At 66.9% G+C, this 26,282-nt stretch carries 35 protein-coding genes, 1 tRNA gene and 1 pseudogene; 27 read left to right on the forward strand and 10 right to left on the reverse strand.

The genetic code is table 11. The annotated features are described in order from the left end of the window. Positions 1 to 28: 28 nt before the first annotated feature. The 3 genes from secF to yajC are packed head-to-tail and all read right to left on the reverse strand — an operon-like array spanning position 29 to position 3,330. Positions 29 to 1,060, reverse strand: a complete 1,032-nt coding sequence (gene secF, locus FHT26_RS25865; RefSeq protein ID WP_168562980.1) for a protein translocase subunit SecF — start codon at positions 1,058 to 1,060, stop codon at positions 29 to 31. A 32-nt stretch (positions 1,061 to 1,092) separates the two neighbouring features. After that, a complete protein-coding gene (gene secD / locus FHT26_RS25870) occupies positions 1,093 to 2,985 on the reverse strand; it encodes a protein translocase subunit SecD (protein WP_168562981.1) in 1,893 nt (630 codons plus the stop codon). Positions 2,986 to 2,997: 12 nt separating this feature from the next. Further along, positions 2,998 to 3,330: a preprotein translocase subunit YajC gene (gene yajC, locus FHT26_RS25875; RefSeq protein ID WP_056805266.1), complete on the reverse strand. Its 333-nt coding sequence runs from the start codon at positions 3,328 to 3,330 to the stop codon at positions 2,998 to 3,000. Positions 3,331 to 3,662: 332 nt separating this feature from the next. Here yajC and rplN point away from each other — a divergent pair, with 332 nt between their 5' ends. The 27 genes and pseudogenes from rplN (at position 3,663) to FHT26_RS26005 (ending at position 19,529) form a co-directional block, all read left to right on the forward strand. Continuing rightward, positions 3,663 to 4,031: a 50S ribosomal protein L14 gene (gene rplN, locus FHT26_RS25880; RefSeq protein ID WP_011831006.1), complete on the forward strand. Its 369-nt coding sequence runs from the start codon at positions 3,663 to 3,665 to the stop codon at positions 4,029 to 4,031. A 25-nt stretch (positions 4,032 to 4,056) separates the two neighbouring features. After that, the gene (rplX, locus tag FHT26_RS25885; protein ID WP_056805269.1) at positions 4,057 to 4,374 is read left to right on the forward strand and encodes a 50S ribosomal protein L24; all 318 of its coding nucleotides are present in this window, start codon (positions 4,057 to 4,059) and stop codon (positions 4,372 to 4,374) included. Positions 4,375 to 4,384: 10 nt separating this feature from the next. Continuing rightward, positions 4,385 to 4,924 (forward strand): 50S ribosomal protein L5, encoded by a 540-nt coding sequence (gene rplE, locus FHT26_RS25890; protein WP_168562982.1) that lies wholly within the window; start codon positions 4,385 to 4,387, stop codon positions 4,922 to 4,924. 8 nt (positions 4,925 to 4,932) lie between these two features. Further along, positions 4,933 to 5,238: a 30S ribosomal protein S14 gene (gene rpsN / locus FHT26_RS25895; RefSeq protein ID WP_168562983.1), complete on the forward strand. Its 306-nt coding sequence runs from the start codon at positions 4,933 to 4,935 to the stop codon at positions 5,236 to 5,238. Positions 5,239 to 5,265: 27 nt separating this feature from the next. After that, the gene (gene rpsH, locus FHT26_RS25900) at positions 5,266 to 5,661 is read left to right on the forward strand and encodes a 30S ribosomal protein S8 (RefSeq protein ID WP_056805276.1); all 396 of its coding nucleotides are present in this window, start codon (positions 5,266 to 5,268) and stop codon (positions 5,659 to 5,661) included. Between the two features lie 15 nt (positions 5,662 to 5,676). After that, positions 5,677 to 6,210, forward strand: coding sequence for a 50S ribosomal protein L6 (rplF, locus tag FHT26_RS25905; protein ID WP_168562984.1), 534 nt, complete (start codon positions 5,677 to 5,679; stop codon positions 6,208 to 6,210). Between the two features lie 12 nt (positions 6,211 to 6,222). Further along, positions 6,223 to 6,588, forward strand: a complete 366-nt coding sequence (gene rplR / locus FHT26_RS25910) for a 50S ribosomal protein L18 (protein ID WP_168562985.1) — start codon at positions 6,223 to 6,225, stop codon at positions 6,586 to 6,588. A gap of 14 nt (positions 6,589 to 6,602) precedes the next feature. Continuing rightward, positions 6,603 to 7,121, forward strand: a complete 519-nt coding sequence (gene rpsE, locus FHT26_RS25915) for a 30S ribosomal protein S5 (RefSeq protein WP_056805286.1) — start codon at positions 6,603 to 6,605, stop codon at positions 7,119 to 7,121. Between the two features lie 20 nt (positions 7,122 to 7,141). Further along, on the forward strand, positions 7,142 to 7,324 hold the full coding sequence (gene rpmD / locus FHT26_RS25920; protein WP_047507678.1) for a 50S ribosomal protein L30: 183 nt from the start codon (positions 7,142 to 7,144) through the stop codon (positions 7,322 to 7,324). 14 nt (positions 7,325 to 7,338) lie between these two features. Next, positions 7,339 to 7,770: a 50S ribosomal protein L15 gene (rplO, locus tag FHT26_RS25925; RefSeq protein ID WP_168562986.1), complete on the forward strand. Its 432-nt coding sequence runs from the start codon at positions 7,339 to 7,341 to the stop codon at positions 7,768 to 7,770. Positions 7,771 to 7,814: 44 nt separating this feature from the next. After that, positions 7,815 to 9,125, forward strand: coding sequence for a preprotein translocase subunit SecY (gene secY, locus FHT26_RS25930; RefSeq protein WP_168562987.1), 1,311 nt, complete (start codon positions 7,815 to 7,817; stop codon positions 9,123 to 9,125). A gap of 42 nt (positions 9,126 to 9,167) precedes the next feature. Next, a complete protein-coding gene (infA, locus tag FHT26_RS25935) occupies positions 9,168 to 9,386 on the forward strand; it encodes a translation initiation factor IF-1 (RefSeq protein ID WP_047489367.1) in 219 nt (72 codons plus the stop codon). Between the two features lie 59 nt (positions 9,387 to 9,445). Then, positions 9,446 to 9,559 (forward strand): 50S ribosomal protein L36, encoded by a 114-nt coding sequence (gene rpmJ / locus FHT26_RS25940; protein ID WP_011830995.1) that lies wholly within the window; start codon positions 9,446 to 9,448, stop codon positions 9,557 to 9,559. Between the two features lie 36 nt (positions 9,560 to 9,595). Beyond that, the gene (gene rpsM, locus FHT26_RS25945; protein ID WP_056805297.1) at positions 9,596 to 9,961 is read left to right on the forward strand and encodes a 30S ribosomal protein S13; all 366 of its coding nucleotides are present in this window, start codon (positions 9,596 to 9,598) and stop codon (positions 9,959 to 9,961) included. Between the two features lie 17 nt (positions 9,962 to 9,978). Continuing rightward, entirely contained in the window at positions 9,979 to 10,380 is a 402-nt protein-coding gene (rpsK, locus tag FHT26_RS25950; protein WP_168562988.1) for a 30S ribosomal protein S11, read from the forward strand. A 162-nt stretch (positions 10,381 to 10,542) separates the two neighbouring features. Next, entirely contained in the window at positions 10,543 to 11,166 is a 624-nt protein-coding gene (gene rpsD, locus FHT26_RS25955; RefSeq protein WP_056805461.1) for a 30S ribosomal protein S4, read from the forward strand. A 166-nt stretch (positions 11,167 to 11,332) separates the two neighbouring features. Then, positions 11,333 to 12,319 (forward strand): DNA-directed RNA polymerase subunit alpha, encoded by a 987-nt coding sequence (locus FHT26_RS25960; protein WP_056805299.1) that lies wholly within the window; start codon positions 11,333 to 11,335, stop codon positions 12,317 to 12,319. A 72-nt stretch (positions 12,320 to 12,391) separates the two neighbouring features. Further along, on the forward strand, positions 12,392 to 12,781 hold the full coding sequence (rplQ, locus tag FHT26_RS25965) for a 50S ribosomal protein L17 (protein WP_056805302.1): 390 nt from the start codon (positions 12,392 to 12,394) through the stop codon (positions 12,779 to 12,781). Between the two features lie 186 nt (positions 12,782 to 12,967). Beyond that, a pseudogene (locus FHT26_RS30650) lies at positions 12,968 to 13,330 on the forward strand (ATP-binding cassette domain-containing protein); the annotation flags it as partial. Between the two features lie 150 nt (positions 13,331 to 13,480). Next, positions 13,481 to 13,813, forward strand: coding sequence for an ATP-binding cassette domain-containing protein (locus tag FHT26_RS30655; protein ID WP_490362812.1), 333 nt, complete (start codon positions 13,481 to 13,483; stop codon positions 13,811 to 13,813). Positions 13,814 to 13,845: 32 nt separating this feature from the next. Next, positions 13,846 to 14,631 (forward strand): ABC transporter permease, encoded by a 786-nt coding sequence (locus FHT26_RS25975; protein WP_168562990.1) that lies wholly within the window; start codon positions 13,846 to 13,848, stop codon positions 14,629 to 14,631. Between the two features lie 39 nt (positions 14,632 to 14,670). Then, complete coding sequence (dsbD, locus tag FHT26_RS25980; RefSeq protein WP_246868110.1) at positions 14,671 to 16,563, forward strand: protein-disulfide reductase DsbD; 1,893 nt, start codon at positions 14,671 to 14,673, stop codon at positions 16,561 to 16,563. Between the two features lie 45 nt (positions 16,564 to 16,608). Further along, a tRNA-Met gene (locus FHT26_RS25985) sits at positions 16,609 to 16,685 on the forward strand. Positions 16,686 to 16,839: 154 nt separating this feature from the next. Beyond that, positions 16,840 to 17,946, forward strand: a complete 1,107-nt coding sequence (locus FHT26_RS25990) for a 6-carboxytetrahydropterin synthase (protein WP_168562991.1) — start codon at positions 16,840 to 16,842, stop codon at positions 17,944 to 17,946. A 19-nt stretch (positions 17,947 to 17,965) separates the two neighbouring features. Continuing rightward, the gene (gene queE, locus FHT26_RS25995) at positions 17,966 to 18,601 is read left to right on the forward strand and encodes a 7-carboxy-7-deazaguanine synthase (RefSeq protein ID WP_168562992.1); all 636 of its coding nucleotides are present in this window, start codon (positions 17,966 to 17,968) and stop codon (positions 18,599 to 18,601) included. Positions 18,602 to 18,615: 14 nt separating this feature from the next. Then, on the forward strand, positions 18,616 to 19,161 hold the full coding sequence (locus tag FHT26_RS26000) for a methylated-DNA--[protein]-cysteine S-methyltransferase (RefSeq protein ID WP_168562993.1): 546 nt from the start codon (positions 18,616 to 18,618) through the stop codon (positions 19,159 to 19,161). Between the two features lie 38 nt (positions 19,162 to 19,199). After that, on the forward strand, positions 19,200 to 19,529 hold the full coding sequence (locus tag FHT26_RS26005) for a hypothetical protein (RefSeq protein ID WP_168562994.1): 330 nt from the start codon (positions 19,200 to 19,202) through the stop codon (positions 19,527 to 19,529). Positions 19,530 to 19,549: 20 nt separating this feature from the next. Here the strand turns inward: FHT26_RS26005 and FHT26_RS26010 are convergent, their stop codons facing one another. From FHT26_RS26010 to FHT26_RS26040, 7 genes are all read right to left on the reverse strand, one after another. Beyond that, complete coding sequence (locus tag FHT26_RS26010) at positions 19,550 to 20,638, reverse strand: hypothetical protein (RefSeq protein WP_168562995.1); 1,089 nt, start codon at positions 20,636 to 20,638, stop codon at positions 19,550 to 19,552. Positions 20,639 to 20,964: 326 nt separating this feature from the next. Continuing rightward, positions 20,965 to 21,678: an ABC transporter ATP-binding protein gene (locus FHT26_RS26015; protein WP_168562996.1), complete on the reverse strand. Its 714-nt coding sequence runs from the start codon at positions 21,676 to 21,678 to the stop codon at positions 20,965 to 20,967. Next, positions 21,675 to 22,424: an ABC transporter ATP-binding protein gene (locus FHT26_RS26020; protein ID WP_168562997.1), complete on the reverse strand. Its 750-nt coding sequence runs from the start codon at positions 22,422 to 22,424 to the stop codon at positions 21,675 to 21,677. The genes FHT26_RS26015 and FHT26_RS26020 overlap by 4 nt, the downstream gene beginning before the upstream one ends. Beyond that, the gene (locus tag FHT26_RS26025) at positions 22,421 to 23,389 is read right to left on the reverse strand and encodes a branched-chain amino acid ABC transporter permease (protein WP_168562998.1); all 969 of its coding nucleotides are present in this window, start codon (positions 23,387 to 23,389) and stop codon (positions 22,421 to 22,423) included. The genes FHT26_RS26020 and FHT26_RS26025 overlap by 4 nt, the downstream gene beginning before the upstream one ends. Further along, complete coding sequence (locus tag FHT26_RS26030; protein ID WP_168562999.1) at positions 23,389 to 24,261, reverse strand: ABC transporter permease subunit; 873 nt, start codon at positions 24,259 to 24,261, stop codon at positions 23,389 to 23,391. Before FHT26_RS26030 ends, FHT26_RS26025 begins: the two co-directional genes overlap by 1 nt. Before the next feature lies 1 nt (position 24,262). Beyond that, on the reverse strand, positions 24,263 to 25,384 hold the full coding sequence (locus tag FHT26_RS26035; protein ID WP_246868114.1) for an ABC transporter substrate-binding protein: 1,122 nt from the start codon (positions 25,382 to 25,384) through the stop codon (positions 24,263 to 24,265). Between the two features lie 82 nt (positions 25,385 to 25,466). Beyond that, complete coding sequence (locus FHT26_RS26040) at positions 25,467 to 26,282, reverse strand: alpha/beta fold hydrolase (RefSeq protein WP_168563001.1); 816 nt, start codon at positions 26,280 to 26,282, stop codon at positions 25,467 to 25,469.

The following is a 26,282-nucleotide window of genomic DNA, read 5'->3' on the forward strand; positions in this document are numbered from 1 at the left end:
TAGCGCTCTGGTGGGGGAAGTCCTTACTCTACACCACCGCCCCGGCGTTCGGATCGTCCGGATCGGTCTCTTTGGCGGTCGCTTTCATCAGGTCTTCACGCTTCACGCCGAGCCACATCGCGATCGCGGCGGCGACGAAAACCGACGAGTAGATGCCGAACAGGATGCCGATCGTCAGCGCCACCGCGAAGTAGTGCAGCGTCTGGCCGCCGAAGATCAGCATCGACAGCACCATCATCTGCGTGCTGCCGTGCGTGATGATGGTGCGGCTCATCGTGCTGGTGATCGCGTGGTCGATGACCTCGGGCGTCGTCATCTTGCGGTACTTGCGGAAGGCCTCGCGGATCCGGTCGAACACCACGACCGATTCGTTGACGGAATACCCCAGCACCGCGAGCACGGCCGCCAGCACCGACAGGCTGAACTCCCATTGGAAGAACGCGAAGAAACCCAGGATGATGATCACGTCGTGCAGGTTGGCGACGATCGCGGCGACCGAGAATTTCCATTCGAAGCGGAACGCGAGGTACAGCATGATCCCGGCGATCACGAAGACCAGCGCCTTGGCGCCGTCCTCGGCCAGTTCGCGGCCGACCTGCGGGCCGACGAATTCGTTGCGGCGCAGCGCCAGCGGTTCGGCGTCGCCGGCGGTGCAGACTGGCCGCGAGACGGCCTCGCCCTTGTCGCTGACGAACTGCTTGACCGACACGGTGCCCTTCTCGGCCTGGCACAGCGCGCCGAACACCCGCTCGACGACCACGTCCTGCTTGACGTCCGGGCGCACTGGCAGGCGGATCAGCACGTCGCGCGCGCTGCCGAAGTTCTGCACCTGGGCCTCGCCGAGCTGCAACGTCTCGACGATGCCGCGCACGCGATTGATGTCGGCCGACTGCGAATAGGCCGTCTCGATCAGCGTGCCGCCGGTGAACTCGACCGACAGGTGCAGGCCGCGGGTCACGAGGAAGAATACCGCGGCCAGGAAGGTCAGCAGCGACACGACGTTGAACACCAGCGCGTGCCGCATGAACGGGATGTCGCGCTTGATCCGGAAGAATTCCATGGAGATGCCTGCTTGTTCTGGTGTTGCGTGGATCAGCCTTGCGGCGCCTGGTCGCCCGGCGCGGCCGGTGCCGCTTGCGGACGCCAGACCTGGCCGATCGACACGCCCTTGAGCTTCTTCTTGCCGCCGTACCAGAGGTTCACGAGACCGCGCGAGAACATCACCGCCGAGAACATCGAGGTCAGGATGCCCAGGCAGTGCACGACCGCGAAGCCCTTGATCGGCCCGGAGCCGAAGGCCAGCAGCGCGACGCCGGCGATCAGCGTCGTGACGTTCGAGTCGAGGATGGTCGCGAACGCCCGCTCGTAGCCGGCGTTGATCGCCGTCTGCGGAGCCGCGCCGTTGCGCAGCTCTTCGCGCACCCGCTCGTTGATCAGCACGTTGGCGTCGATCGCCATGCCCAGCGTCAGCGCGATGGCGGCGACGCCGGGCAGCGTCAGCGTGGCCTGCAGCATCGACAGCACCGCCACCAGCAGCAGCAGGTTGAAGGCGAGCGCCAGTGTCGAGAACACGCCGAACAGCATGTAGTAGCAGCACATGAACAGCGCGATTGCCGCGAAGCCGCCCATCACGCTGTGGAAGCCCTTGGCGATGTTGTCGGCACCGAGCGTCGGGCCGATCGTGCTCTCCTCGATGATGTCCATCGGCGCGGCCAGCGAGCCGGCGCGCAGCAGCAGCGCGGTGTCGGTGGCCTCGGACGGCGTCATCGAGCCGGAGATCTGGAAGCGGTTGCCGAGCTCGCCCTGGATCACCGGCGCGGTCACGACCTCGCCCTTGCCCTTCTCGAACAGGATGATCGCCATGCGCTTGCCGATGTTGTCGCGCGAGGTGTCGCGCATGATGCGCGCGCCCTTCGCGTCGACGGTCAGGTCGACCTTCGGCTGCTGGGTCTGGCTGTCGAAGCCGGGTTGCGCATCGGTCAGGCTGTCGCCGGTCAGGACCACGTTGCGCTTGACGATGATCAAGCGGCCGCCGCGTTCGACGAAGCGCTCGGTGCCGAACGGCACCGGCCCACTGCCATTGGCCGCGGCGTTCGCTTCGGCGCTGTCGTCGACCATGCGCAGTTCGAGCGTCGCGGTGCGGCCGAGCGTCTGCTTCGCGCGCGCCGTGTCCTGCACCCCCGGCAGCTCGACGACGACGCGGTCGATGCCTTGTTGCTGGATCACCGGTTCGGCGACGCCCAGTTCGTTGACGCGGTTGTGCAGCGTCGTGATGTTCTGCTTGATCGCGGCGTCCTGCACGCGGCGGGCGGCCTCGGGCTTCAGCGCGCCGGACAGGCGGATCTCGGTGCCGTCGGGCGTCTCGGTCCACTGCAGGTCCGGCAACTGGTCGGTCAGCAGCGCGCGCGCCGCGTTCACCGTCTCGCGGTCGCGAAAGCGCACGTCGACGGTGTTGCCGTCGCGCGAGATGCCGGCGTGGCGCAGGTTCTTGTCGCGCAGCAGCGTGCGGATGTCGCCGGTCAGCGCCTCGGCCTTCTTGGTCAGCGCCGACTTCATGTCGACCTGCATCAGGAAGTGGACGCCGCCGCGCAGGTCCAGGCCGAGGTACATCGGCAGCGCATGGATCGCGCTCAGCCAGTGCGGCGAGCGCGACAGCAGGTTCAGCGCGACGATGTAGCTCGGGTCGTTCTCGTTCGGGTTCAGCGCGCGGCTGATCGCATCCTTGGCCTTGGCCTGGGTGTCGAGGTCGCCGAAGCGTGCGCGCACCGAGCTGCCGTCGAACTCGACGAAGTCGGGCTGGATGCCGGCGGTGGCCAGCACCTGCGAGACGCGCTGCGTCATCGAGGAATCCAGCTTCAGCGTCGGCTTGCCGCTGCTGATCTGCACCGCCGGTGCTTCACCGAACACATTGGGCAGCGTGTACAGCAGGCCGACCACCAGGGCGATCGCGAGGATCGCGTATTTCCACAACGGATAGCGATTCATGGCACGCGCGGCTTACTTGACCGTGCCCTTGGGCAGCACCTGCACGATGGAGCTGCGCTGCACCTGCACCTCGACGCCGTTGGCGATCTCGACGTGGATGAAGGTCTCGCCCAGCTTGGCGACCTTGCCGAGCAGCCCGCCGGCGATCACGACCTCGTCGCCCTTGACGACGGCCTCGATCATCGCCTTGTGTTCCTTCTGCCGCTTCATCTGCGGGCGGATCATCACGAAGTACATCACCACGAACAGCAGCACGAACGGCAGCATGCCGGTGATGCCGCCGCCAAACGGCGACTGGGCGCCTGCAGCGGGAGCGGCCTGGGCAAAAGCTTCGGAAATGAACACGTGAGAATCCTCAGTGGGCGCCCCGGCGCGCCAGACGGCGCGGGGCAGAAAAAATGAAAAGTCCGCGATTGTAGGTTCTGCCGCGCAGGCAAAGTTCTGGCGCTGCACCCGGTTTCTTTTGGCGGGCTGTGTTGACAGGGCTCCAGGAACTCCCCCATAATCCGCAGCTTCGCCGAAACGCCCGTTCGGTTTCGCATCAGATCTCGAAGAAAGTCTTGATGCGCCGGCATACCGGATTACCGGTCAGCCCGGACACCGAACAGGCAGCGGCTCCGCCCAAACCACGGGCCCAAGACTGACTGCGCTTGCGCAGTACAAGTTGGGGACTGAACATGATTCAAATGCAATCGCGGCTCGATGTCGCGGACAACACTGGCGCGAAATCCGTCATGTGCATCAAGGTGCTCGGCGGCTCGAAGCGTCGTTACGCCGGCATCGGTGACGTGATCAAGGTCAGCATCAAGGAAGCTGCGCCGCGTGGTCGCGTGAAGAAGGGCGAGGTCTACAGCGCCGTCGTCGTTCGCACCGCCAAGGGCGTTCGCCGCCAGGACGGCTCGCTGGTCAAGTTCGACGGCAATGCCGCCGTGCTGCTGAACGCCAAGCTCGAGCCCATCGGCACCCGCATCTTCGGCCCGGTCACGCGTGAACTGCGTACCGAGCGCTTCATGAAGATCGTTTCGCTCGCACCTGAAGTGCTCTGAGCTGAGACAAGTCAAAGGACGAGCCATGAACAAGATTCGTACAGGCGACGAGGTCATCGTGTTGACCGGTCGCGACAAGGGCAAGCGCGGCAAGGTCGTCGCGCGCATCGATGCTGACCACCTGACGGTCGACGGCGTGAACGTCGTCAAGAAGCATGTCAAGCCGAACCCGATGAAGGGCGCCACCGGCGGCATCGTCGACAAGGTCATGCCGATCCATCAGTCGAACATCGCCATCTTCAATGCGGCGACCGGCAAGGGTGATCGCGTGGGCATCAAGTTGCTGTCTGACGGCAAGAAGGTCCGCGTGTTCAAGTCCAGCGGCGAAGAAATCAAGGCATAAGAGGTTAGCCATGGCTCGTTTGCAAGCGTTTTACCGCGAAAAGGTCGTTCCCGACCTCGTGAAGAAGTTCGGCTACACCTCGACGATGCAGGTTCCCCGCATCACGAAGATCACGCTCAACATGGGTGTGAGCGAGGCCGTCTCCGACAAGAAGGTCATGGAGCACGCCGTCGGCGACCTGACCAAGATCGCCGGCCAGAAGCCGGTGGTCACCAAGTCGAAGAAGGCGATTGCCGGCTTCAAGATCCGTGACGGCGTGCCCATCGGCTGCATGGTCACGCTGCGCGGCATCCAGATGTATGAATTCCTGGACCGCTTCGTGACGATCGCGCTGCCGCGCGTCCGTGACTTCCGCGGCATCTCGGGTCGTTCGTTCGATGGCCGTGGCAACTACAACATCGGCGTCAAGGAACAGATCATCTTCCCCGAGATCGAGTACGACAAGGTCGATGCGCTGCGTGGGCTGAACATCAGCATCACGACGACTGCCAAGAGCGACGATGAAGCCAAGGCGCTCCTCGCTTCGTTCAAATTCCCGTTCAAGAACTGAGGTGGCCTGTGGCTAAGACATCCCTCATCCAGCGCGAACTGAAGCGCGAGCAACTGGTTGCCAAGTTCGCCAAGAAGTACGCCGAGCTGAAGGCCACGGCGAACGATGCGAAGAAGACCGACGAAGAGCGCTACGCCGCGCGCCTGGAGCTGCAGAAGCTGCCGCGCAACGCGTACCCGACCCGTCAACGCAACCGTTGCGAGTTGACCGGTCGCCCGCGTGGCACCTTCCGCAAGTTCGGCCTGGGCCGCAACAAGATCCGCGAACTCGCGTTCAAGGGCGACATCCCCGGTGTCGTCAAGGCCAGCTGGTAATCGGCAGGACGATCAGGAGATATTCGAATGAGCATGAGTGATCCTATCGCCGATCTGCTGACGCGAATCCGCAACGCACAGATGGTCCAGAAGACCTCCGTGACGATGCCGGCGTCGAAGCTGAAAGTGGCGATCACGCAAGTCCTGAAGGACGAGGGCTACATCGAGAGCTTTGCAGTGGTGGGCGACAAGTCCAAGCTGCAGCTCGAGATCACGCTGAAGTACTACGCCGGCCGCCCGGTGATCGAGCACATCGAGCGCGTCAGCCGCCCGGGTCTTCGGATCTACAAGGGCCGCCACGACATTCCGAGCGTGATGAACGGCCTCGGTGTCGCCATCGTGACCACGCCGAAGGGCGTGATGACGGATCGCAAGGCTCGCCAGGCCGGTATCGGCGGCGAAGTGCTTTGCTACGTCGCCTAAGGAACGGAGAAGCGAATGTCCCGCGTAGGAAAAATGCCGATCGCCGTCCCGCAAGGCGTGGATGTGTCGATCACCGCTGAGAAGATCAGCGTCAAGGGTTCGCTCGGCACGCTGGTGCGTCCGGTGAACGGGCTGGTGGCCGTCAAGAACGAAGGCGGCAAGCTGCTGTTCACGCCGGCCAACGACAGCGTCGAAGCCGATGCGATGTCGGGCACGATGCGCGCGCTGGTGGCCAACATGGTCAACGGCGTCAGCAAGGGCTTCGAGAAGAAGCTGACGCTGGTGGGCGTGGGCTTCCGTGCCCAGGCCGCCGGTGCCAAGTTGAACCTGCAGATCGGTTTCTCGCATCCGGTCGCCAAGGACATGCCGGCCGGCATCACGGTCACCTGCCCGACGCAGACCGAGATCTTGATCAAGGGATCCGACCGCCAGGTCGTCGGACAGATCGCCGCCGAAGTGCGCGCGATCCGGCCGCCCGAGCCCTACAAGGGCAAGGGCATCCGGTATGCCGACGAAAAGGTCAGCCTCAAAGAGACCAAGAAGAAGTAAGGAGCGAATGACATGTTGAACAAAAAAGATCAGCGCATTCGTCGCTCCCGCCAGACCCGTGCGCGCATTGCGGTGCAACGGGTGGCGCGCCTGACGGTCTTCCGCACCAACCTGCACATCTACGCCAGCGTCATCTCCGACGACGGCCAGAAGGTGCTGGCCAGCGCCTCGACCGCCGAAGCCGAGGTCCGCAAGGAACTTGGCGCTGCCGGCAAGGGCGGCAACGTGGCCGCGGCCACCGTCATCGGCAAGCGCATCGCCGAGAAGGCGAAGGCCGCCGGTGTCGAGAAGGTCGCATTCGACCGCGCCGGTTTTGCATACCACGGCCGCATCAAGGCGCTGGCAGACGCGGCTCGTGAAGCCGGCCTGCAGTTCTGACGAGGAATTCGAAAATGGCAAAGTTTCAACCCCGCGCGCAAACCGAAGGCAACGACGACGGCCTGAAGGAAAAGATGATCGCGGTCAACCGCGTCACCAAGGTCGTCAAGGGTGGTCGCACGCTGAGCTTCGCGGCACTGACCGTGGTCGGCGACGGCGACGGCCGCATCGGCATGGGCAAGGGCAAGGCGAAGGAAGTTCCGGTCGCCGTGCAGAAGGCGATGGAATCCGCCCGTCGCAACATGGTCAAGGTCTCGCTGAAGAACGGCTCGATCCACCACAAGGTGATCGGCGAGCACGGTGCTTCGCGCGTCCTGATGGCGCCGGCGAAGCCGGGTGACGGCATCATCGCCGGCGGCCCGATGCGCGCGGTGTTCGAAGTGATGGGCGTGACCGACATCGTCTGCAAGAGCCTCGGTTCGACCAACCCGTACAACCTCGTTCGCGCCACGCTGAATGCCCTGAAGCATGTCAGCACGCCGGCTGAGATCGCCGCCAAGCGTGGCCTGTCCGTCGAGCAGATCCTCGGCTGAACGGCACGCGGAGAAACATCATGGCTGACAAGAAAACCGTCAAGATCAAGCTGGTCCGCAGCATCGCCGGCACGCGCGAGTCGCACCGCGCGACCGTGCGCGGCCTGGGCCTGCGCAAGCTGAACAGCGAATCGACGCTGGAAGACACGCCGGCAGTGCGCGGCATGATCACCAAGGTCCAGTACCTGGTCAAAGTGCTCTGAGCCGAGGAACCATCATGGAACTGAACAACATCAAGCCCGCCACGGGTGCCAAGCATGCCAAGCGCCGTGTCGGCCGTGGCATCGGCTCCGGCCTGGGCAAGACGGCCGGTCGCGGCCACAAGGGCCAGAAGTCGCGTTCGGGCGGCTACCACAAGGTCGGCTTCGAAGGCGGCCAGATGCCGCTGCAGCGTCGCCTGCCGAAGCGCGGCTTCAAGTCGGCGCAGCTGAAGTACAACGCCGAGATCACGCTGTCCGACCTCGAGGTGCTCGCCACCAATGAAGTCGACATGCTGACGCTGAAGCAGGCTGGCCTCGTCGGCCAGCTGGCCAAGGTGGTCAAGGTCATCAAGACCGGCGAGCTGACCAAGAAGGTCGTGCTCAAGGGGATTGGCGCGACCGCCGGTGCGAAGGCCGTGATCGAAGCCGCTGGCGGCTCGGTGGCGTAAGCCTTTTCGAACAGACTCCACCCACTCACTCGGGACGCGCTTCAGTGGCAACCAACGCGAATCAGCTGGCCAAGAGCGGCAAGTTCGGCGACCTCCGTCGTCGGCTGGTCTTCCTGGTGTTGGCGCTCGTCGTGTACCGCATCGGCGCGCACATCCCGGTGCCGGGCATCGATCCGAACCAATTGCAGGCCCTGTTCAAGGGCCAGCAGGGCGGGATCCTGAGCCTGTTCAACATGTTCTCGGGCGGAGCCTTGTCCCGCTTCACCGTCTTCGCGCTCGGCATCATGCCGTACATCTCGGCGTCGATCATCATGCAACTGATGACCTACGTGGTGCCGAGCCTGGAAGCGCTGAAGAAGGAAGGCGAGTCGGGCCGCCGCAAGATCACGCAGTACACGCGCTACGGCACGCTGGGTCTCGCGGTGTTCCAGTCGCTGAGCATCGCGCTCGCCCTGGAAGGCTCGCCGGGCCTGGTGGTGTCGCCTGGTTTCGGCTTCCGCATGACGGCGGTCGTCAGCCTGGTGGCCGGCACGATGTTCCTGATGTGGCTGGGTGAGCAGATCACCGAGCGCGGCCTGGGCAACGGCATCTCAATCCTGATCTTCGGCGGCATCGCGGCGGGTCTGCCGAATGCGATCGGCGGCCTGCTCGAGCTGGTGCGCACCGGTGCGATGGGTGTTCCGGTGATGCTGTTCATCCTGGTCGTGATCGCCGCGGTGACCTATGCCGTCGTGTTCGTCGAGCGGGGTCAGCGCAAGATCCTCGTGAACTACGCGAAGCGCCAGGTCGGCAACAAGGTCTACGGCGGGCAGTCGTCGCACCTGCCGCTGAAGCTGAACATGTCGGGCGTGATCCCGCCGATCTTCGCGTCGTCGATCATCCTGCTGCCGGCCACCGTGGTGAGCTGGTTCGCGACGGGCGAAAGCCTGCGCTGGCTGAAGGACCTGGCCGGCTTGCTGTCCCCGGGCCAGCCGATCTACGTGATGCTGTATGCCGCGGCGATCGTGTTCTTCTGCTTCTTCTACACGGCGCTGGTGTTCAACAGCCGCGAGACGGCAGACAACCTGAAGAAGAGCGGCGCGTTCATCCCGGGCATCCGTCCGGGGGACCAGACGGCGAAGCACATCGACCGCATCCTGTCCCGCCTGACGCTGGCCGGTGCGATCTACATCACGCTGGTCTGCCTGCTCCCCGAATTCCTGGTGCTGAAGTACAACGTTCCGTTCTACTTCGGTGGAACCTCGCTGCTGATCATCGTGGTTGTCACGATGGACTTCTGGGCGCAGGTGCAGTCTTATGTGATGAGCCAGCAGTACGAGTCGCTGCTCAAGAAGGCGAATTTCAAGGCCAGCTGACGAAGCTGGTGATCGACGAAGACAGACACGAAACAGGCACGCATGGCGAAAGACGACGTCATTCAGATGCAAGGCGAGATTCTGGAGAATCTGCCGAATGCCACGTTTCGTGTGAAGTTGGAGAACGGGCACATCGTGCTGGGCCACATCTCCGGAAAAATGCGGATGCACTACATCCGCATCCTGCCCGGCGACAAGGTGACAGTCGAGTTGACGCCCTACGATTTGACGCGGGCCCGCATCGTGTTCCGGGCCAAGTGATAGTTCGGAACACGACGAGTTTGAATCAGGAAGCGCTCTGAAAGGGCCTAGGAGAAAGTATGAAAGTTGCAGCATCGGTCAAGAAGATGTGCCGGAATTGCAAGGTCATCCGTCGCAAGGGCGTTGTGCGCGTGATCTGCACTGATCCGCGCCACAAGCAGCGCCAAGGCTGAACCTGGCCTTCGACGACAAGCGAATAGAGGAAGCACATGGCACGTATTGCTGGTATCAACATTCCGCCGCAAAAACACGCGGAGATCGGCCTGACGGCGATTTACGGCATCGGTCGCAGCACCGCGCAGAAGATTTGCGCCGTCTGCAATGTTCCGTTCGATCGCAAGATCAAGGACCTGACCGACACCGACCTGGAGAAGATCCGGGAAGAAATCGGCCGCATGACGATCGAAGGCGACCTGCGCCGCGAGATGTCCATCAACATCAAGCGACTGATGGACCTCGGCTGCTACCGTGGCTTCCGTCATCGCCGTGGCCTGCCGGTTCGCGGCCAGCGCACGAAGACGAATGCGCGCACTCGCAAGGGCCCGCGCAAGTCCGGCGCCCTGGTCAAGAAGTGATTTGAGAGAAGGTCGATATGGCTAAAGCACCGAATACCGCTGCCCAGCGCGTGCGCAAGAAGATCCGCAAGAATGTTGCGGACGGCATTGCCCACGTTCACGCATCGTTCAACAACACGATCATCACGATCACCGATCGTCAGGGCGGCGCGCTGTCCTGGGCTTCGAGCGGCGGCCAAGGCTTCAAGGGCTCGCGCAAGTCGACCCCCTTCGCAGCCCAGGTGGCGGCTGAAGTCGCCGGCCGTGCTGCCCAGGAACAAGGCATCAAGAACCTCGACGTGCGGATCAAGGGCCCTGGCCCCGGTCGTGAATCGTCGGTGCGCGCCCTGGCTTCGCTGGGCATCCGCATCAATTCGATTTCCGACGTGACGCCGGTGCCGCACAACGGTTGCCGTCCGCAGAAGCGTCGTCGCATCTGATCGCTGAAGTTTTTCTCGTCGCCGGCGGGTGCCCAGCACCGCGCCGGCGCATTCGTTAGGCCGCCAGGCCTGAAGCCCACCGTCCGAGCGCCCAGAACAACACTCGCCGGACTCGCATGAGCTTCCCGAGAAGCCCATGTCAGATTGACCAAAGGAAGCAACGTGGCACGTTATCTTGGCCCGAAGGGCAAACTTTCCCGCCGTGAAGGCACCGACCTGTTCCTGAAGAGCGCCCGTCGCGCCATCGGTGACAAGGTCAAGTTCGACAGCAAGCCCGGCCAGCACGGCCGCACCTCCGGCTCGCGCACCTCCGACTTCGGCCTGCAACTGCGCGAGAAGCAGAAGGTCAAGCGCATGTACGGCGTGCTGGAGCGCCAGTTCCGCCGCTATTTCGCCGAAGCCGAGCGCCGCAAGGGCAACACCGGTGCCAACCTGCTGCTGCTGCTGGAATCGCGCCTGGACAACGTCGTCTACCGCATGGGCTTCGGCTCGACCCGCGCCGAAGCGCGCCAGCTGGTGTCGCACAAGGCGATCACGGTGAACGGCGCCACGGTCAACATCGCGTCGTACCTGGTCAAGGCCGGCGACACGGTGGCCGTGCGCGAGAAGTCGAAGAAGCAGCTGCGCATCACCGACTCGGTCAAGCTGGCCGAATCGCAAGGCATGCCGAACTGGGTGCAGGTCGATGCGAGCAAGCTCGAAGGCGTGTTCAAGAAGGCGCCGGACCGCGACGAATTCGGCGCGGACATCAAGGAAGCGCTGATCGTTGAACTGTATTCGCGTTGATGCCCGCACCGGCCACGCCGACGCCGCCCCCGTGGGCGGCGCGGGGTGGCCCGTCCGCGTTTCGCGAGTCTCTCGATTTCCCTGGTGCGGCCGTGGCACCCGCCGTGGCCGTTGGTCCCTCAGCCTTATCGGTGTAACGAACCGAGGGTATTGAAAGAAAGACCTCATGCAAACAAATCTGCTCAAACCCAAAGCCATCAATGTGGAGCCGCTGGGCGGCAACCGCGCCAAGGTCACGCTGGAACCGTTCGAGCGCGGCTACGGCCACACGCTGGGCAATGCGCTGCGTCGCGTGCTGCTGTCGTCGATGGTGGGGTATGCGCCGACCGAAGTGACGATCGCCGGCGTGCTCCACGAGTACTCGACGGTCGACGGCGTCCAGGAAGACGTGGTTCACATCATGCTGAACCTGAAGGGCGTCGTGTTCCGCCTGCACAACCGCGACGAAGTGACGCTGGTGCTGCGCAAGGAAGGTGAAGGCCCCGTCACCGCCGGCGACATCCAGACGCCGCACGACGTGGAAATCATCAACCCGGATCACGTCATCGCCCACCTGTCGCAAGGCGGCAAGCTGGACATGCAGATCAAGGTCGAGAAGGGCCGCGGCTACGTGCCGGGCACGTTGCGCCGCTACGGCGACGAGCCGACCAAGTCGATCGGCCGCATCGTGCTGGACGCGTCGTTCTCGCCGGTCGCCCGCGTCAGCTACACGGTCGAGAGCGCCCGCGTCGAGCAGCGCACCGACCTGGACAAGCTGGTGATGGAGATCATCACGAACGGCGCGATCACGCCCGAAGAAGCGATCCGCGCGTCGGCGAAGATCCTGGTGGAACAGCTGGCGGTGTTCGCGCAGCTGGAAGGCAGCGAGATCGCCGCGTTCGACCAGCCGGCCCAGCGCAGCACGCAGTTCGACCCGATCCTGCTGCGCCCGGTCGACGAGCTCGAGCTGACGGTGCGTTCGGCCAACTGCCTGAAGGCCGAGAACATCTACTACATCGGCGACCTGATCCAGCGCACCGAGACCGAGCTGCTGAAGACCCCGAACCTGGGTCGCAAGTCGCTGAACGAAATCAAGGAAGTGCTCGCCTCGCGTGGTCTGACGCTGGGTGCACGCCTCGAGAACTGGCCGCCCCAGGGCCTGGACAAGCGCTAACGCGTTTGATCGTGCAACCCCCAGTACCTGATACGGCTGGGGTTCATAAGTTAGTCAACAAGGAACAGCACCATGCGTCACCGCAACGGACTTCGAAAACTCAACCGCACGTCGGAGCACCGCGCCGCGATGCTGCGCAACATGTGCAACTCGCTGCTGCAACACGAAGCGATCAAGACCACGGTCCCGAAGGCCAAGGAACTGCGCCGCGTCGTCGAGCCGCTGATCACGCTGGCCAAGGAGCCGACGCTGGCGAACCGCCGCCTCGCCTTCGATCGCACGCGCGACCGCGACATCGTCACGAAGCTCTTCAACGAACTGGGCCCGCGCTACAAGGCGCGCCCGGGCGGCTACACCCGCATCCTGAAGATGGGTTTCCGCATCGGCGACAACGCACCGATGGCCTTCGTCGAGCTGGTCGACCGCCCGGACGTGGCTGAAGAGACGACCGCCGAAGCCTGAGCTTGCGCGGGTTGAATCGAGAAGGGCTGGCGATGCGAATCGCCGGCCCTTTTTCATTGGGGCCACCGGCCGGCGCCCGCCCGCGAACGGCGGGGCTTTGGCACACTGCGGTCCATGCCCGAGCCGATCTTCCGCATCTCCCACCTGTTCAAGAAGTTCGGCGACAACCAGGTCGTCGATGACCTGTCGCTGGAGATCCGCCCGGGCGAATGCCTGGGCGTGATCGGCCCCAACGGCGCCGGCAAGACCACGACGATCCGCATGTGCCTCGGGCTGGTCGGGCCCGATGCGGGCGAGGTCGAGGCCTTCGGGCTGCCGATCCCGCAGGCGGTGCGCGAGGCGAAGAAGCGCATCGGCGTCGTCACGCAGTTCGACAGTCTCGACCCCGATTTCAGCTGTGCCGAGAACCTGCGCGTGTACGGCCGCTACTTCGGGCTGCCGAAGGCGACCATCGAGGCGCGCATCCCGAAGCTGCTGGAGTTCTCGGCATTGCAGGCCAAGGCCGATGCGAAGCCCGGCGAGCTGTCCGGCGGCATGCGGCGGCGCCTGAGCCTCGGCCGCGCGCTGATCAACGACCCCGACCTGCTGCTGCTCGACGAGCCCACCACCGGGCTCGATCCGCAGGCGCGGCACCTGATGTGGGAGCGGCTGCAGAACCTGCTGCAGCAGGGCAAGGCCATCCTGCTGACGACGCACTTCATGGACGAGGCCGAGCGACTGTGCGACCGCCTGCTGGTGCTCGACCACGGCCGGAAGATCGCCGAGGGCACGCCGCGCGGGCTGATCGGCGAGCACCTGGAGAGTGACGTCGTCGAGGTGTTCGGTGACGGGGCGCTCGCGACGGCGCAACGGCATGGCGCGCTGGCCGAACGGGTCGAGACGAGCGGCGAGACGGTGTTCTTCTACCTGAGCCAGCCGCAGCCATTGCTGCAGGCGCTGGCGCAGCACCACGACATCCGCACGCTGCACCGCCCGGCCAACCTCGAGGACCTGTTCCTGAAGCTCACTGGCCGGCAGATCCGCGATGAATGATGACCGCCGCCTCTCGGCACCGGAGCTTTGACATGCTGATCTCGTTCTATGCCGCGCCGCGCATCACCGCGCGCTTCTGGCCGGTGGTGCTGCGCAACCTGCTGGTGTGGCGCAAGCTGGCGGTGCCGAGCGTGCTCGGCAACATCGCCGAGCCTCTGATCACGCTGGTCGCCTTCGGCTACGGGCTCGGCTCGATGATCGGCCAGGTGCAGGGGCTGCCGTACATCCAGTACCTCGCGTCGGGCAGCATTGCGGTCAGCGGCGCGCTGGCCGCGACCTTCGAGGCGCTGTATTCGGCGTACTCGCGCATGCAGGTGCAGCGCACCTGGGACAGCATCATGAACGCGCCGATCGCGCTCGACGACATCGTGTTCGCCGAGATGCTGTGGGCCGCGATGAAGTCGGTGTTCACGGTGGCGGCGATCATGGCGGTGATCTTCGTGCTGGGCATCAGCCGGGCGCCGACGATGCTGCTGGCCCTGCCGCTGCTGTGCTTCGTCGGTGTGACCTTCGCGTCGATCGCGCTGGTGTTCAACGCGCTGGCCCAGGGTTACGACTTCTTCACCTACTACTTCACACTGGTGATGACGCCGATGACCTTCCTGTCGGGCGTGTACTTCCCGATCGAGCAGATGCCCGGCTGGCTGCAGGTGATCGCGCACGTGCTGCCGCTGACCGCGGCGGTCGACCTGGTGCGGCCGCTGATCCTCGGGCAATGGCCGCAGCAGGTGTGGCTGCCGGTGCTGGTGCTGGCGGCCTATGCACTCGGCGGCTATTACCTGGCATTGGTGCTCACCCGCCGCCGATTCTTCAAGTAGCGGCACGGAACCTGTCGCGTGCCTTCGACTCACCACCCCATGCGTGCATTGAACCTCTTCACCCCCTGGCAACGACTCGCGGCCGCGCTGATGGTGGCCGCAGCGCTCTGGACGGCGTCCGGCCCGGCGCGTGCCGCGGACGACTTCCTCGATCCGGAGGTGGCGTTCCGCTTCGATGCGAAGGCGCTCGATGCGAAGCGTGTCGAGGTCAGCTTCGCGATCGTGCCGGGCTACTACCTCTACCGCGAGCAGTTCAGGTTCGCCGCCGAAGGCGCGACGCTCGGCGAGCCGGTGATCCCCGCCGGCAAGGTGAAGTTCGACGAGACCTTCCAGAAGAACGTCGAGACCTACCGCGGCGTGATCCGCATCGTCGTGCCGGTGCAGCAGGCGTCGCCGCGCTTCACGCTGGCGGTGACGAGCCAGGGCTGCGCCGACAAGGGGCTGTGCTACCCGCCGCGCGAGTCGCGTGCGGAGGTCGGGTTGAGCGGCTTCGGCGGCGACGGCTCGGTCCGCCTGGTGGCAGCCAGTGGTGGCGGCGCGCTGCCGTCGAGTGCAGTGTCGTCGACCAGCGCGGCGACGGCCGCCGTGGCATCGACGGGCAACGCGTCGCCGGACACCGTGCCGACGGCATCGACCGGCACCGACAGCGCCGGCATCGATGCCGCCTTGCGCGGCGGCCGGTTCTGGACCATCGTCGGCGTGTTCTTCGTGGCGGGCGTGCTGTTGTCGCTGACGCCGTGCGTGCTGCCGATGCTGCCGATCCTGTCGTCGATCATCGTCGGGCAAGGGCACAGCGTGACGCGCTCGAGAGGCCTGGCGCTGGCCGCGAGCTACTCGCTCGGCATGGCGCTGGTCTACACCGCGTTCGGCGTGGCGGCGGGGCTCGCGGGTGTCGGGTTGGCCGCGGCGCTGCAGAACCCGTGGGTGCTGGGCGTGTTCGCGCTCGGGCTGGTGGCGCTCGCGGTGTCGATGTTCGGTGTCTACGAACTGCAGTTGCCGGCGGCGTTGACCGGCCGCCTCACCGAGGCCTCGCAGCAGTTGCCGGCCGGGCGCCTGCTCAGCGTGTTCGCGATGGGCGGCGTGTCGGCGTTGATCGTCAGCCCGTGCGTTGCAGCGCCGCTGGCCGGTGCGTTGGTGTACCTGAGCCAGACGCGCGACGTGCTGCTGGGCGGCACCGCACTGTTCTCGCTGGCAGCCGGCATGAGCATCCCGCTGCTGTTGGTCGGAGCGTCGGCGGGCACGCTGCTGCCGCGGGCCGGCGCGTGGATGGATGGCGTGAAGCGCCTGTTCGGGCTGATGCTGCTGGCGGTAGCGCTGTACACGGTGCAGCCGGTGCTGCCGTCGACGCTGGCACTCGCGTCGTGGGGTGCGTTGCTGATCGGCGCCGCGGTGGTGGCGCTGGCCGGCGGTGCACATGCGGCTCCGACGGCACCCGGCATGCTGCTGCGCAAATCGGGCGCGGCGGTGCTGGCGTTGCTGGGCACCTTGCAGCTGGTCGGCGCGGCCTCGGGTGGCACGGATCCGCTGCAGCCGCTCGGGCACCTGCGCGGCGGCGGCACGGTCGCCACGTCGCACGGACCGGTGTTCGGCTCGGTGCGCAGCGTGGCCGAGCTCGATGCGGCGTTGCGCGGCGCGGGTCGGCCGGTGATGCTCGATTTCTATGCCGACTGGTGCGTGTCGTGCAAGGAGATGGAGCGGTTCACGTTCACCGACGCGGCGGTGCAGGCGAAGCTGTCGAACGCGCTGCTGCTGAAGGCCGACGTGACGAAGAACAACGACGACGATCGCGCGCTGCTGAAGCGCTTCAGCCTGTTTGGCCCGCCCGGCACGATCTTCTTCGGCACCGACGGGCGCGAACTGCAAGGCACCCGCGTGATCGGCTTTCAGAAGGCCGAAGAGTTTCTCGTGACATTGCAGCGGGCCGGCTTGTAAACCTCGCAATGCGCACATCTCTTGTGCTATAGTCACAGGCTCAGTCGCGGGGTGGAGCAGTCTGGTAGCTCGTTGGGCTCATAACCCAAAGGTCGTTGGTTCAAATCCAGCCCCCGCAACCAAAATCAGGTCAGGTCGTCATGCATGCGTTGTGCATGTGGTCATAGACGCAGCGACGACCAAGCCGCCCCAAAACGCCCACGCCATGTGGGCGTTTTGCTTTGCGTGCGCGCTTTCCTGCGGGTTGGCGACAATCGCAGGCCGAGCAGGAACAACATGCCGATCAAGACCCTTCACTGTGCCGCCAGCGGCTTCGAATCCGCCTGCGAGGTGAGCCTGCTGCCGGCCGGCCACCGCTCGCGGCGACTGCACGGCCACAGCTTTCTCGCAACGCTGCGCGCCGAGCTGCCGGCCGGTTGGGCCGCGTTCGAAGGCGGCGAGGTCGAACGCCTGCGCGCCGATCTCGAATCGCGCACTGCCCAGCTCGACTACCGCCTGCTGAACGACATCGTCGCGCAGCCGACCGACGAGAACCTCGCCCGCTGGATCCGCTCGCAGCTCGATGCCCCCGGCATCACGCAGCTCGGCATCCAGAGCACCGCGCACGGTGGGGTCGACCTCGATGCCGCCGGCCAGGCGCACGTGTGGCGGCGCTACCTCTTCCAGGCCGCCCACCGGCTGCCGAACGTGCCGCTCGGCCACAAGTGCGGCCGCATGCACGGCCACGGCTTCGAGGTCATCGTGCATGCCAACCAGGACCTCGGCGCGCGCGACCTCAGCATCGACTACGACCACCTCGACGATTGCTGGGCGCCGCTGCACCATGAGCTGAACTACGGCTGCCTGAACGACCTGCCCGGCCTGCAGAACCCGACCAGCGAGTTGATGTCGAGCTGGATCTGGGAGCGCCTGAAGCCGACGCTGCCCGAGCTCTCGTGGATCACCGTCTACGAGACCGCGTCGTGCGGCGCCAACTTCGACGGCCGCCACCACCGCATCTGGAAAGAGTTCACGCTCGACAGCGCGCTGCAGCTCAGGCACGCGCCCGACGGCAGCCCGCTGCGCCGCATCCATGGCCACACCTACACGCTGCGGCTGCACCTCGCCGCGCCGCTCGACACGCTGATGGGCTGGACGGTCGATTTCGGCGACGTGAAGACGCTCTTCGATCCGATCTTCAAGGCGCTCGACCACCGCCCGCTGCACGAGATCGAAGGCCTGGCCGACTGCGACACCGCAACGCTTGCCGCATGGATCCTGAAGCAGGCCCGCGCCGTGCTGCCGATGGTCGACCGCGTCGACCTCTATGAAACGCGCGGCTGCGGCGCGATCGTGATCGCCGACCGGGCCGAGGCGCAAGCCGGACTCGCGATCCCGATCTGAACCCACGGAAGGAAGCGGCATGACCTACGCGGTCAAGGAAATGTTCTACACGCTGCAAGGCGAGGGCGCGCAAGCCGGCCGCCCGGCGGTGTTCTGCCGCTTCGCCGGCTGCAACCTGTGGTCCGGCCGCGAGCAGGACCGCGCCGCCGCCGTCTGCCAGTTCTGCGACACCGACTTCGTCGGCACCAACGGCGTCGGCGGCGGCAAGTTCGACAGCGCGCTCGCGCTGGCACAGGCGGTCGCGTCGCTCTGGCCGCTGCCGCGCACCGGCCGCCCGTTCGTCGTCTGCACCGGCGGCGAACCGCTGCTGCAGCTCGACGACGCGCTGGTCGACGCCCTCCACGCGCAGGGCTTCGAGGTCGCCGTCGAGACCAACGGCACGCAGCCGGCGCCGAAGGGCCTCGACTGGATCTGCGTCAGCCCGAAGGCCGACGCCGAGCTGGTGCTGACGAAGGGCCACGAGTTGAAACTCGTCTTCCCACAGGCGAAGGCGATGCCCGAGCGCTTCACCGCGCTGCAGTTCGACCACTTCTTCCTGCAGCCGATGGATGGTCTGGAGCGCAAGCGCCACACCGAGCAGGCGGTCGCGTACTGCCTGGCGCACCCGCTGTGGCACCTGAGCGTGCAGACGCACAAGTACATCGGCATCGCGTGACCTGAGCCAATGCGATGACCCCGCGCCACGCCGTCTTCGCCACCGCCATCGGCCCGTGCGCGATCGCGTGGGGCGAGCAGGGCATCGTCGGCGCGTGGCTGCCCGATGCCGACGAGGCGGCCCTGCGCCGGCGCATCCGGCGGCGGTGGGCCGCATCGGTCGAAGACACCGCGCCCGCGGCGATCCAGGCCGTCATCCACCGCCTGCAGGCCTTGATGACCGGCGAGCGCGTCGACCTGTCGCACTCTCCGTTGGACCTGGACGGGCTACCCGATTTCCATCGCCGCGCGTATGCGATCGCGCTCGCGATCCCGCCGGGCGAGACGCGCAGCTACGGCGAGATCGCGCAGCAGCTCGGCGAACCCGGCAGCGCCCGCGCAGTCGGCCAGGCGATGGGCAGCAACCCGTTCCCGCCGATCGTGCCGTGCCACCGGGTGCTGGCGGCCGGCGGGCGTTCGGGCGGCTTCTCGTCGCCGGGCGGGCTCGACATGAAGCGCCGCCTGCTCGGCATCGAACGCGCCCGCATCGGCAACGAGCCGGGCCTGTTCGACGGCCTGTAGCGGCAACGGCCGTCGCGAACGCTGGCATCATCCACGCGATGTCCGACGAGTACCAGATCCACGTTCCGCCGTCTTTCTACGCGCTGTACACCGACGCGCGCCAGCGCCTGACGGTGCCGCTCGCCGAATTGCGCCAGCGCTCCGAGCTGTGCGAAGACCTGGCCCAGCACCTGAGCGAGCGCGCGGCTGCGCAGCACTTCGGCACCGGTGCCTCGCCTGGATCGGTGCTCGCCGACTGCCTGCGCGGCTTGCAGGCGGGTCCGGTGGTCACGCCGGCCGAAGCGGTGTGGGTGGTGCATCGCCTCGCCGAACTGCTCGGCTGGCCGTTCCTCGAGCCTGACGACGGCCAGGCGAGCGCAGGCGACTGAGCCGTCCCTTCGCGACCAGGCTATTCCGCTTGGCCGCCGGCCAGCGCGCTGTTGGCGACCACGGTCGTCGATGCGGGCGCCACCTTCGGCGCCTCCAGCAGCGCAAGCGTCGGGCTCTTCAGGGTCTTCGCGAAGCCGATCACCGTCTGGTTCGGCTGGTACGGCAGCGCCTGCCATGGGTTCGCGCCGTGGCTCATCAGGAACGTCACCATCTGGGCCTGTGCGCGCTCGTCGTTCATGAACGACGGGACGACGACACGGGCCAGCGGAATCCACGGCAGCTGCTGGCCTTGCGTCGACGGCACCTTGTCGACCAGCTTCGGTTCGCGCTTGAACCACCATTCGAGCGCCGCGTAGTCGGAGGTGCGCAGCGCCTCTTCGAAACCGGCGGTCAGCTTGCCCTGGAACGGGCCGAGGCCGGCCTTCGCGGTGTGGCCGGCCGCTTCGAGCTTGCTTGCCAGCGGCGTCTGCAGCGCGCTCGGGTGCAACGCACTCAGCGGGCTGAAGGCCAGCTGGCCGACGGCCAGGCCGCCCTGGTCGGCCCACTGCGAGATCACCTCGTCGAGCCCGGCGGCGCGTGCGCTCGGCGAGCTCAGCAGCCGGACGACGTCGTGGTTGACCGCGCGCGAATCGGCCTCGGCCAGGAAGCGCAGCGAACGCAGCGCCTGCGGCGTCGCCTTCGAGAAATCGACCGGGTTCGGCGACCGCGCCAGCGCGACCATCGGCGGCATGTAGCAGGTCTCGGGCTGCGCGCCCTTGTCGAGCAGCTCCGGCAGCACCGGCCAGAACTGCGGGTCGCGGGCCGCAAGCGTCAGCACGCACTCCTGGAAGCCGCTGGCACGGATGTCGGCCACCTGCAGGCTGCCCGGCTGGAACGGCAGGCAGCGCGCGGTCAGTGCGCGCTGTGCGGAATTCAGCGACGCGCACGACTGCGGATCGCCTTCGGTCAGCTTGGCGTGGATGTGCTTGATGATTTCCCAGGTCGGGCTGGTGTCGGTGGCGACGCCGGTGACGCTCATGATCGCGCTCGCGGTCGTGGTGCAGCCGCCGGTCGACAGCAAGCCCGAAATCGTGGCACCGAGCAGCACCAGGCGTGGCAGAAAGTTCATGAGGTGGCGCTCCCAACGCACAGCCGCCCGGCTCGTGGCCGGAATGCCTTGTCCAGCGCAAAAAACACGCCACCGCCGGATCGCGCGTCCAGGGCGGTGCGCGAGCGGATCGCGAAGTGGTGCATGGCGGCACGAAGCTTGAATCGGCGCGGGTTGCGCGCGATGTTGGGAAGCACTCGCCCGGCCGCCGCCGATGAAACGGATGCTGACGCAGCTGACACAAATGGGAAGCCCGCGCCGGCGCCGGGGTCAAGCCGGGCAAAAAACGGCAGGCCCGCGACAGCCGGTAACGCCGCGTGTCGACGCGTTCGAAGCCTGACGAAATGTCAGACGCCGAGCCAGCGCGTCAGCGCCGCATCGTCGGCGGCGAGTGTCGCCGATGCCGCCGCGCAAACGATCCGCCCCTTCTCCAGCACCACCGCCTGGTCGGTGTGCGCCAGCACGCGCCGCACGTTGCGGTCGACGATCAGCGTGCCGATGCCGGTGGCGCGGATCTGCGCGATCACGCGCCAGATCTCGGCCACCACCAGCGGCGCGAGGCCTTCGGTCGCTTCGTCGAGGATCAGCAGCCGCGGGCTGGTCATCAGCGCGCGACCGATCGCCAGCATCTGCTGCTCGCCGCCCGACAGCTGGTGGCCGCCGTGGGCCAGCCGTTCGGCCAGGCGTGGAAACGTTTCCAGAACACGCTCCAGCGGCCACGGCCGCTGCCCGTCGGCCGCGGCCCGCGCGGCCATCACGAGGTTCTCCCGCACCGAGAGGTTCGGGAAGATGCCGCGTCCTTCCGGCACGTAGCCGACGCCGAGCCGCGCGATGCGCTCCGGCGGCCAGCCGGTCACGTCGCGGCCCTGCCAGCGCAGCCGGCCGGCGCTCGGCCGCAGGTAGCCCATCAGCGTGCGGATCAGCGTCGTCTTGCCCATGCCGTTGCGCCCGAGCAGGCCGAGGGCGCAGCCGGGCGGCAACGCGAACGACACGCCGTGCAGCACGCGGCTGTCGCCGTAGCCGGCGTGCAGCGCGTCGATCTCCGCCAAGGGCGTGCTCATGCCTGCGCCTCGCCCAGGTAGGCCGTCACCACCAGCGGATGCGCGCGGATGCGCTGCGGCACGTCGCAGGCGATCACCGCGCCGTTGACCATCACCGTGATGCGGTCGGCGATGCGGAACACCGCGTCCATGTCGTGCTCGACCAGCAGGATCGCGTGGCCCGCCTTCAGCGATTGCAGCAGCGCCAGCATGCGCTCGGTCTCTTCGGCGCCCATGCCGGCCAGCGGCTCGTCGAGCAGCAGCACGCGCGGCCGGGTCGCCAGGCACATCGCGATCTCGAGCTGGCGCTTCTCGCCATGGCTCAGCGTGCCGGCGATGCGCTCGGCACTGTCGCCGAGCCCTGTCGCCTGCAGCGCCTGCATCGCCAACGCGCGGCTGGCGGCGCAGCGCTGTGCCGATTGCCACACCTGCCACGGCCGCTGCAGCACGGCCTGCGCGCTGAGCCGGCAGTTCTCGTGCACGCTGAAGCTGTCGAAGATCGTCGTGCGCTGGTAGCTGCGGCCGATGCCGGCGTGGGCACGGCGCGGCTGCGACCAGCCGGTGATGTCGTCGTCGCCGAAACGAATGCGCCCCGACGTGGCCGGCAGCTCGCCCGACAGCAGGTTGACCAGCGTCGACTTGCCGGCACCGTTGGTGCCGATCACCGCATGCACCTCGCCGAGCTGCAGGTCGAGCGACACCGCGTCGACGGCCGTCAGCCCGCCGAAACTGCGCGACAGCGCCGTGGCCTCGATCAACGCGCTCATGCGGTCGCCCTGCGCAGCGGCAGCCGCAGCCCGACGATGCCGCGCGGCAGCAGCGCGACGAACGCGATGATCGTCAGGCCGAGCGTCATCTGCCAGTGCGCCGCCAGCGGGCCGACCAGGCCTTCGCTCGCGAACAGCTCCTTCAGCAGCGTGAACGCGACCGCGCCGACGATCGCCCCGCGCAGCGGGCCGAGGCCGCCGAGGATGATCATCAGCAGCACCGCGCCCGACTCGTGCCACGACAGCAGCTCCGGGTTGACGACGCCGTCCTGGATCGCGAGCAGCGCACCGGCCAGCCCGGCCAGCGCGCCGGCGATCACGAAGGCGGCCAGCTTGTAGCCGTAGGTGCGGAAGCCGACCGCCCGCATGCGCGCCTCGTTGACGCGGATGCCCTGCAGCGCATGGCCGAAGCGCGAGCGCAGCAGCAGCGCCAGAAGTCCCCAGGTGAACGCCAGCGAGGCCACCACCAGGCCGTAGACCTGGCGCTTGTCCTCCAGGTCGAGCAGCAGCGTGTCGCCGAGCCGCAGCACCGGGCGCACGTACAGGTAGATGCCGTCGCTGCCGCCGCCGAGCTTGGTGTCGTGGAACACGAAGTACGCCATCTGCGCGAACGCGAGCGTGACCATGATGAAGTAGACGCCGCGGGTGCGCAGGCTGAGCGCGCCGACGAACAGCGCATAGGCCGCCGCGCCGGCCATCGCTGCCGGCAGCAGCCACCACAGCGACGCGCCTTCGCCCTGAGGCGACGCCAGCACCGCCACGTAGGCGCCGATGCCGAGGAAGGCCGCATGACCGAGGCTCACCAGCCCGGTCGCGCCGACCAGCAGCTGCAGGCTCAGCGCGAAGATCGCCGAGATCAGGATCTTCACCGTCAGGTCCACCAGGTACGGCGACAGCACCGCCGGCAGCAGCGCCAATGCGAGCAGCACGGCCAACGGCAGCCAGAGCGGGCGGAACGCGCGCATCAATGCCCCCGCCGCATCAGGCCTTCGGGCCGCCACACCAGCACGACGGCCATCAGCAGGTAGATGCCGATGCCGCTCAACGCCGGGAAGAACACCTTGCCGAAGGTGTCGACCACGCCGACCAGCAGCGACGCGATCAATGCGCCGGTGATCGAGCCGATGCCGCCGATCACGACGATCACGAAGCTGACGATCAGCACGCTGCCGCCCATGCCCGGGTACACCGACGACATCGGCGCGGCGATCATGCCGGCCAGCGCGGCCAGCGCGACGCCGGCGGCGAACACGCCGCGGTACAGCAGCCGGACATCGATGCCGAGCCCGCGCACCATCTCGCGGTTGCTGGCGCCGGCGCGCACCATCATGCCGAGCCGCGTGCGGTGGACCACCAGGTACAGCAGCGCAGCGACCACCAGGCAGGCCGCCGACGCGAACAGCCGGTACACCGGGTACGACATCAGCTCGCCGAGCGCGATGCTGCCCGCGAGCCACGCCGGCGGCTGCACGCCGTGCACGTCGTTGCCGAGCAGCAGGCTGCGCGACTCCTCGAACACCAGGATCAGCGCATACGTCATCAGCACCTGCTGCAGGTGTTCGCGCCGGTACAGGAAGCTGAAGAACACCCACTCCAGCACGAAGCCGAACAGCGCGGCCAGCAGCGTGCCGGCCAGCAGCATCGGCAGGAACTGGCCGACGAAGTACGGCGCCAGCGCGAACGCCAGGTAGGCGCCGATCATGTAGAAGCTGCCGTGCGCCAGGTTGATCACGCCCATGATCCCGAAGATCAGCGTCAGCCCGCTGGCCACCAGGAACAGCAGCAGGCCGTACTGGACGGCGTTCAGGCACTGGACGAGGAAGGTGGTGGCATCCACCTCAGAGTTTGCAGCCGCGGGCCGGGTCGGCGAGCGCCTTCACCGCGACTGCCTTGAACTCGTTGTTCGTGCCCTTCGCCTCGCGCAGGTACATGTCCTGCACCGGGTTGCCGGCCGCCGACAGCGTGAACCTGCCGCGCGGGCTGTCGACCGTCGTCTTGCGCATCGCGGTGGTCAGCGCCTCGCGCTTCGACAGGTCGCCCTTCACCGCGGCGAGGCCGGCCGCGAGGATCTGCGCCGCGTCGTAGCCCTGCACCGCATAGACGTCGGCGTTCGCCTTGTAGGCCAGCGCGAAGCTCTTGCGGAATGCGTTGTTGCGCGGCGTGTCGAGGTTGTCGGCGTAATGCAGTGTGGTCTGCAGGCCCTGCGCGGCGGCGCCCTGCGCCTCGAGCGTGCCGTCTGTCAGGAAGCCCGAGCCGTACAGCGGGATCGTCTTGTCGAGCCCGGCGGCCGCATAGTCCTTGACGAACTTCACCGCACCGCCGCCGGCGAAGAACGCGAACACCGCGTCGGGCTTCTGCGCCGCGATCTCGGTCAGCAGGGCCTGGAACTCGACGTTCGGGAACGGCAGGTTCAGGTCTTTCACGACCTTGCCGCCGGCCTTCTCGAAGGCCTCGGTGAAGCCCTTCACCGTCTCGCTGCCGGCCGCGTAGTTCCAGGTGATCGTCATCGCGCGCTTGTGGCCCTTCTGCGCCACCACGACGCCGGTGGAATAGCCCGGCTGCCAGTTCGAGAACGAGCTGCGCACGATGTTCGGCGAGCACAGCGGGCCGGTGATCGCGTCGGCGCCGGCGTTCGGCACGATCAGCAGCGTGTTGCTCTCCTTCGCGGCCTTCGCCATGCCGAGCGCGACGCCGGAGTGCACCGTGCCGACCAGCACGTCGACCTGGTCGCGCTTGATCAGCTTGTTGACGTTGTCGGTCGCCTTCGACGGCTCGGACTCGTCGTCGACCTTGAAGTACTGGATCTCGCGGCCGCCGAGCTTGCCGCCCTGCTCCTGCACGTAGAGCTTGAAGCCCGCCTCGATCATGTTGCCCAGGCTCGCGTAGGTGCCGGTGTAGGGCAGCATGAAGCCCACCTTGACCGGCCCGGCGGCGGCCTGCGCATGGGCCTCGCCCGACATCGCCGTCGACAGGGCCAGCGTCGTCGCCAGGGCGGCCGTGGCCGACAGTTTGATCAGGTGCATGCCAATCTCCGTTTGAGGTTCAGGATTCGGGGGTGCCAGCCGATCCGGTGATGAAGCGGCCGGTCTCGCGGATCACGAGGTCGGCCTGGTCGCGGTGCGGCGAATGGCCGCACTGCGCCAGCTCCAGCAGCCGGGTCTGCGGCGCGCGCCGAGCGATGCCGCGGATCTGTTCCAGCGTGCCGTATTCGTCGTCGACGCCCTGCACCGCCAGCACCGGGCAGGCGATCGCGGGCAGCTCGTCCTCGATCGTCCAGCCGCGGAACTCCGGCGCCAGCCAGATGTCGTTCCACCCGCGAAAGGCCGACTCCGCGTCCGCATGGTAGCGCCCGAGGCGCTGCGGCAAATCGGTGGTTTCATAGGTGCGGCGGGCCTGCTCGATGCTCGCGATGCTCAGCTCCTCGACCCGGATGTGCGGCGCCATCGCGACCACGCCGGCGGTCGGGTGCGACGCCGCATGCAGCAACGCGATGCTGCCGCCGTCGCTGTGGCCGAACAGCCAGGGCTGCGCGACGCCGAGCTGCTGCAGCAGGGCCGGCAGCACCTCGCGCGCCTGGATGTGCATGAAGTCGACCGGCCAACGCTCGTCGCGCGGCTTCGGCGTCGACTGGCCGTAGCCGCAGCGCGAATACACCAGCCCGCGCAGGCCGTGGGCCTGGCACAGCTGGCGCGGGAAGTTCTTCCACATCGCGACCGAGCCCAGCCCTTCGTGCAGGAACACGACGACCGGCAGTGTCGATGCGGCATCGCCGACCCACTGGTATTCGAGGCGCAGCGGCCGGCCGCGCCCGTCGAGTTCGGCGAACTGGATCGGTTCGGCGTAACGGCGTCCGACCAT

Source organism: Rhizobacter sp. SG703 (assembly GCF_012275445.1).
Classification (GTDB): Bacteria; Pseudomonadota; Gammaproteobacteria; order Burkholderiales; family Burkholderiaceae_C; genus Rhizobacter.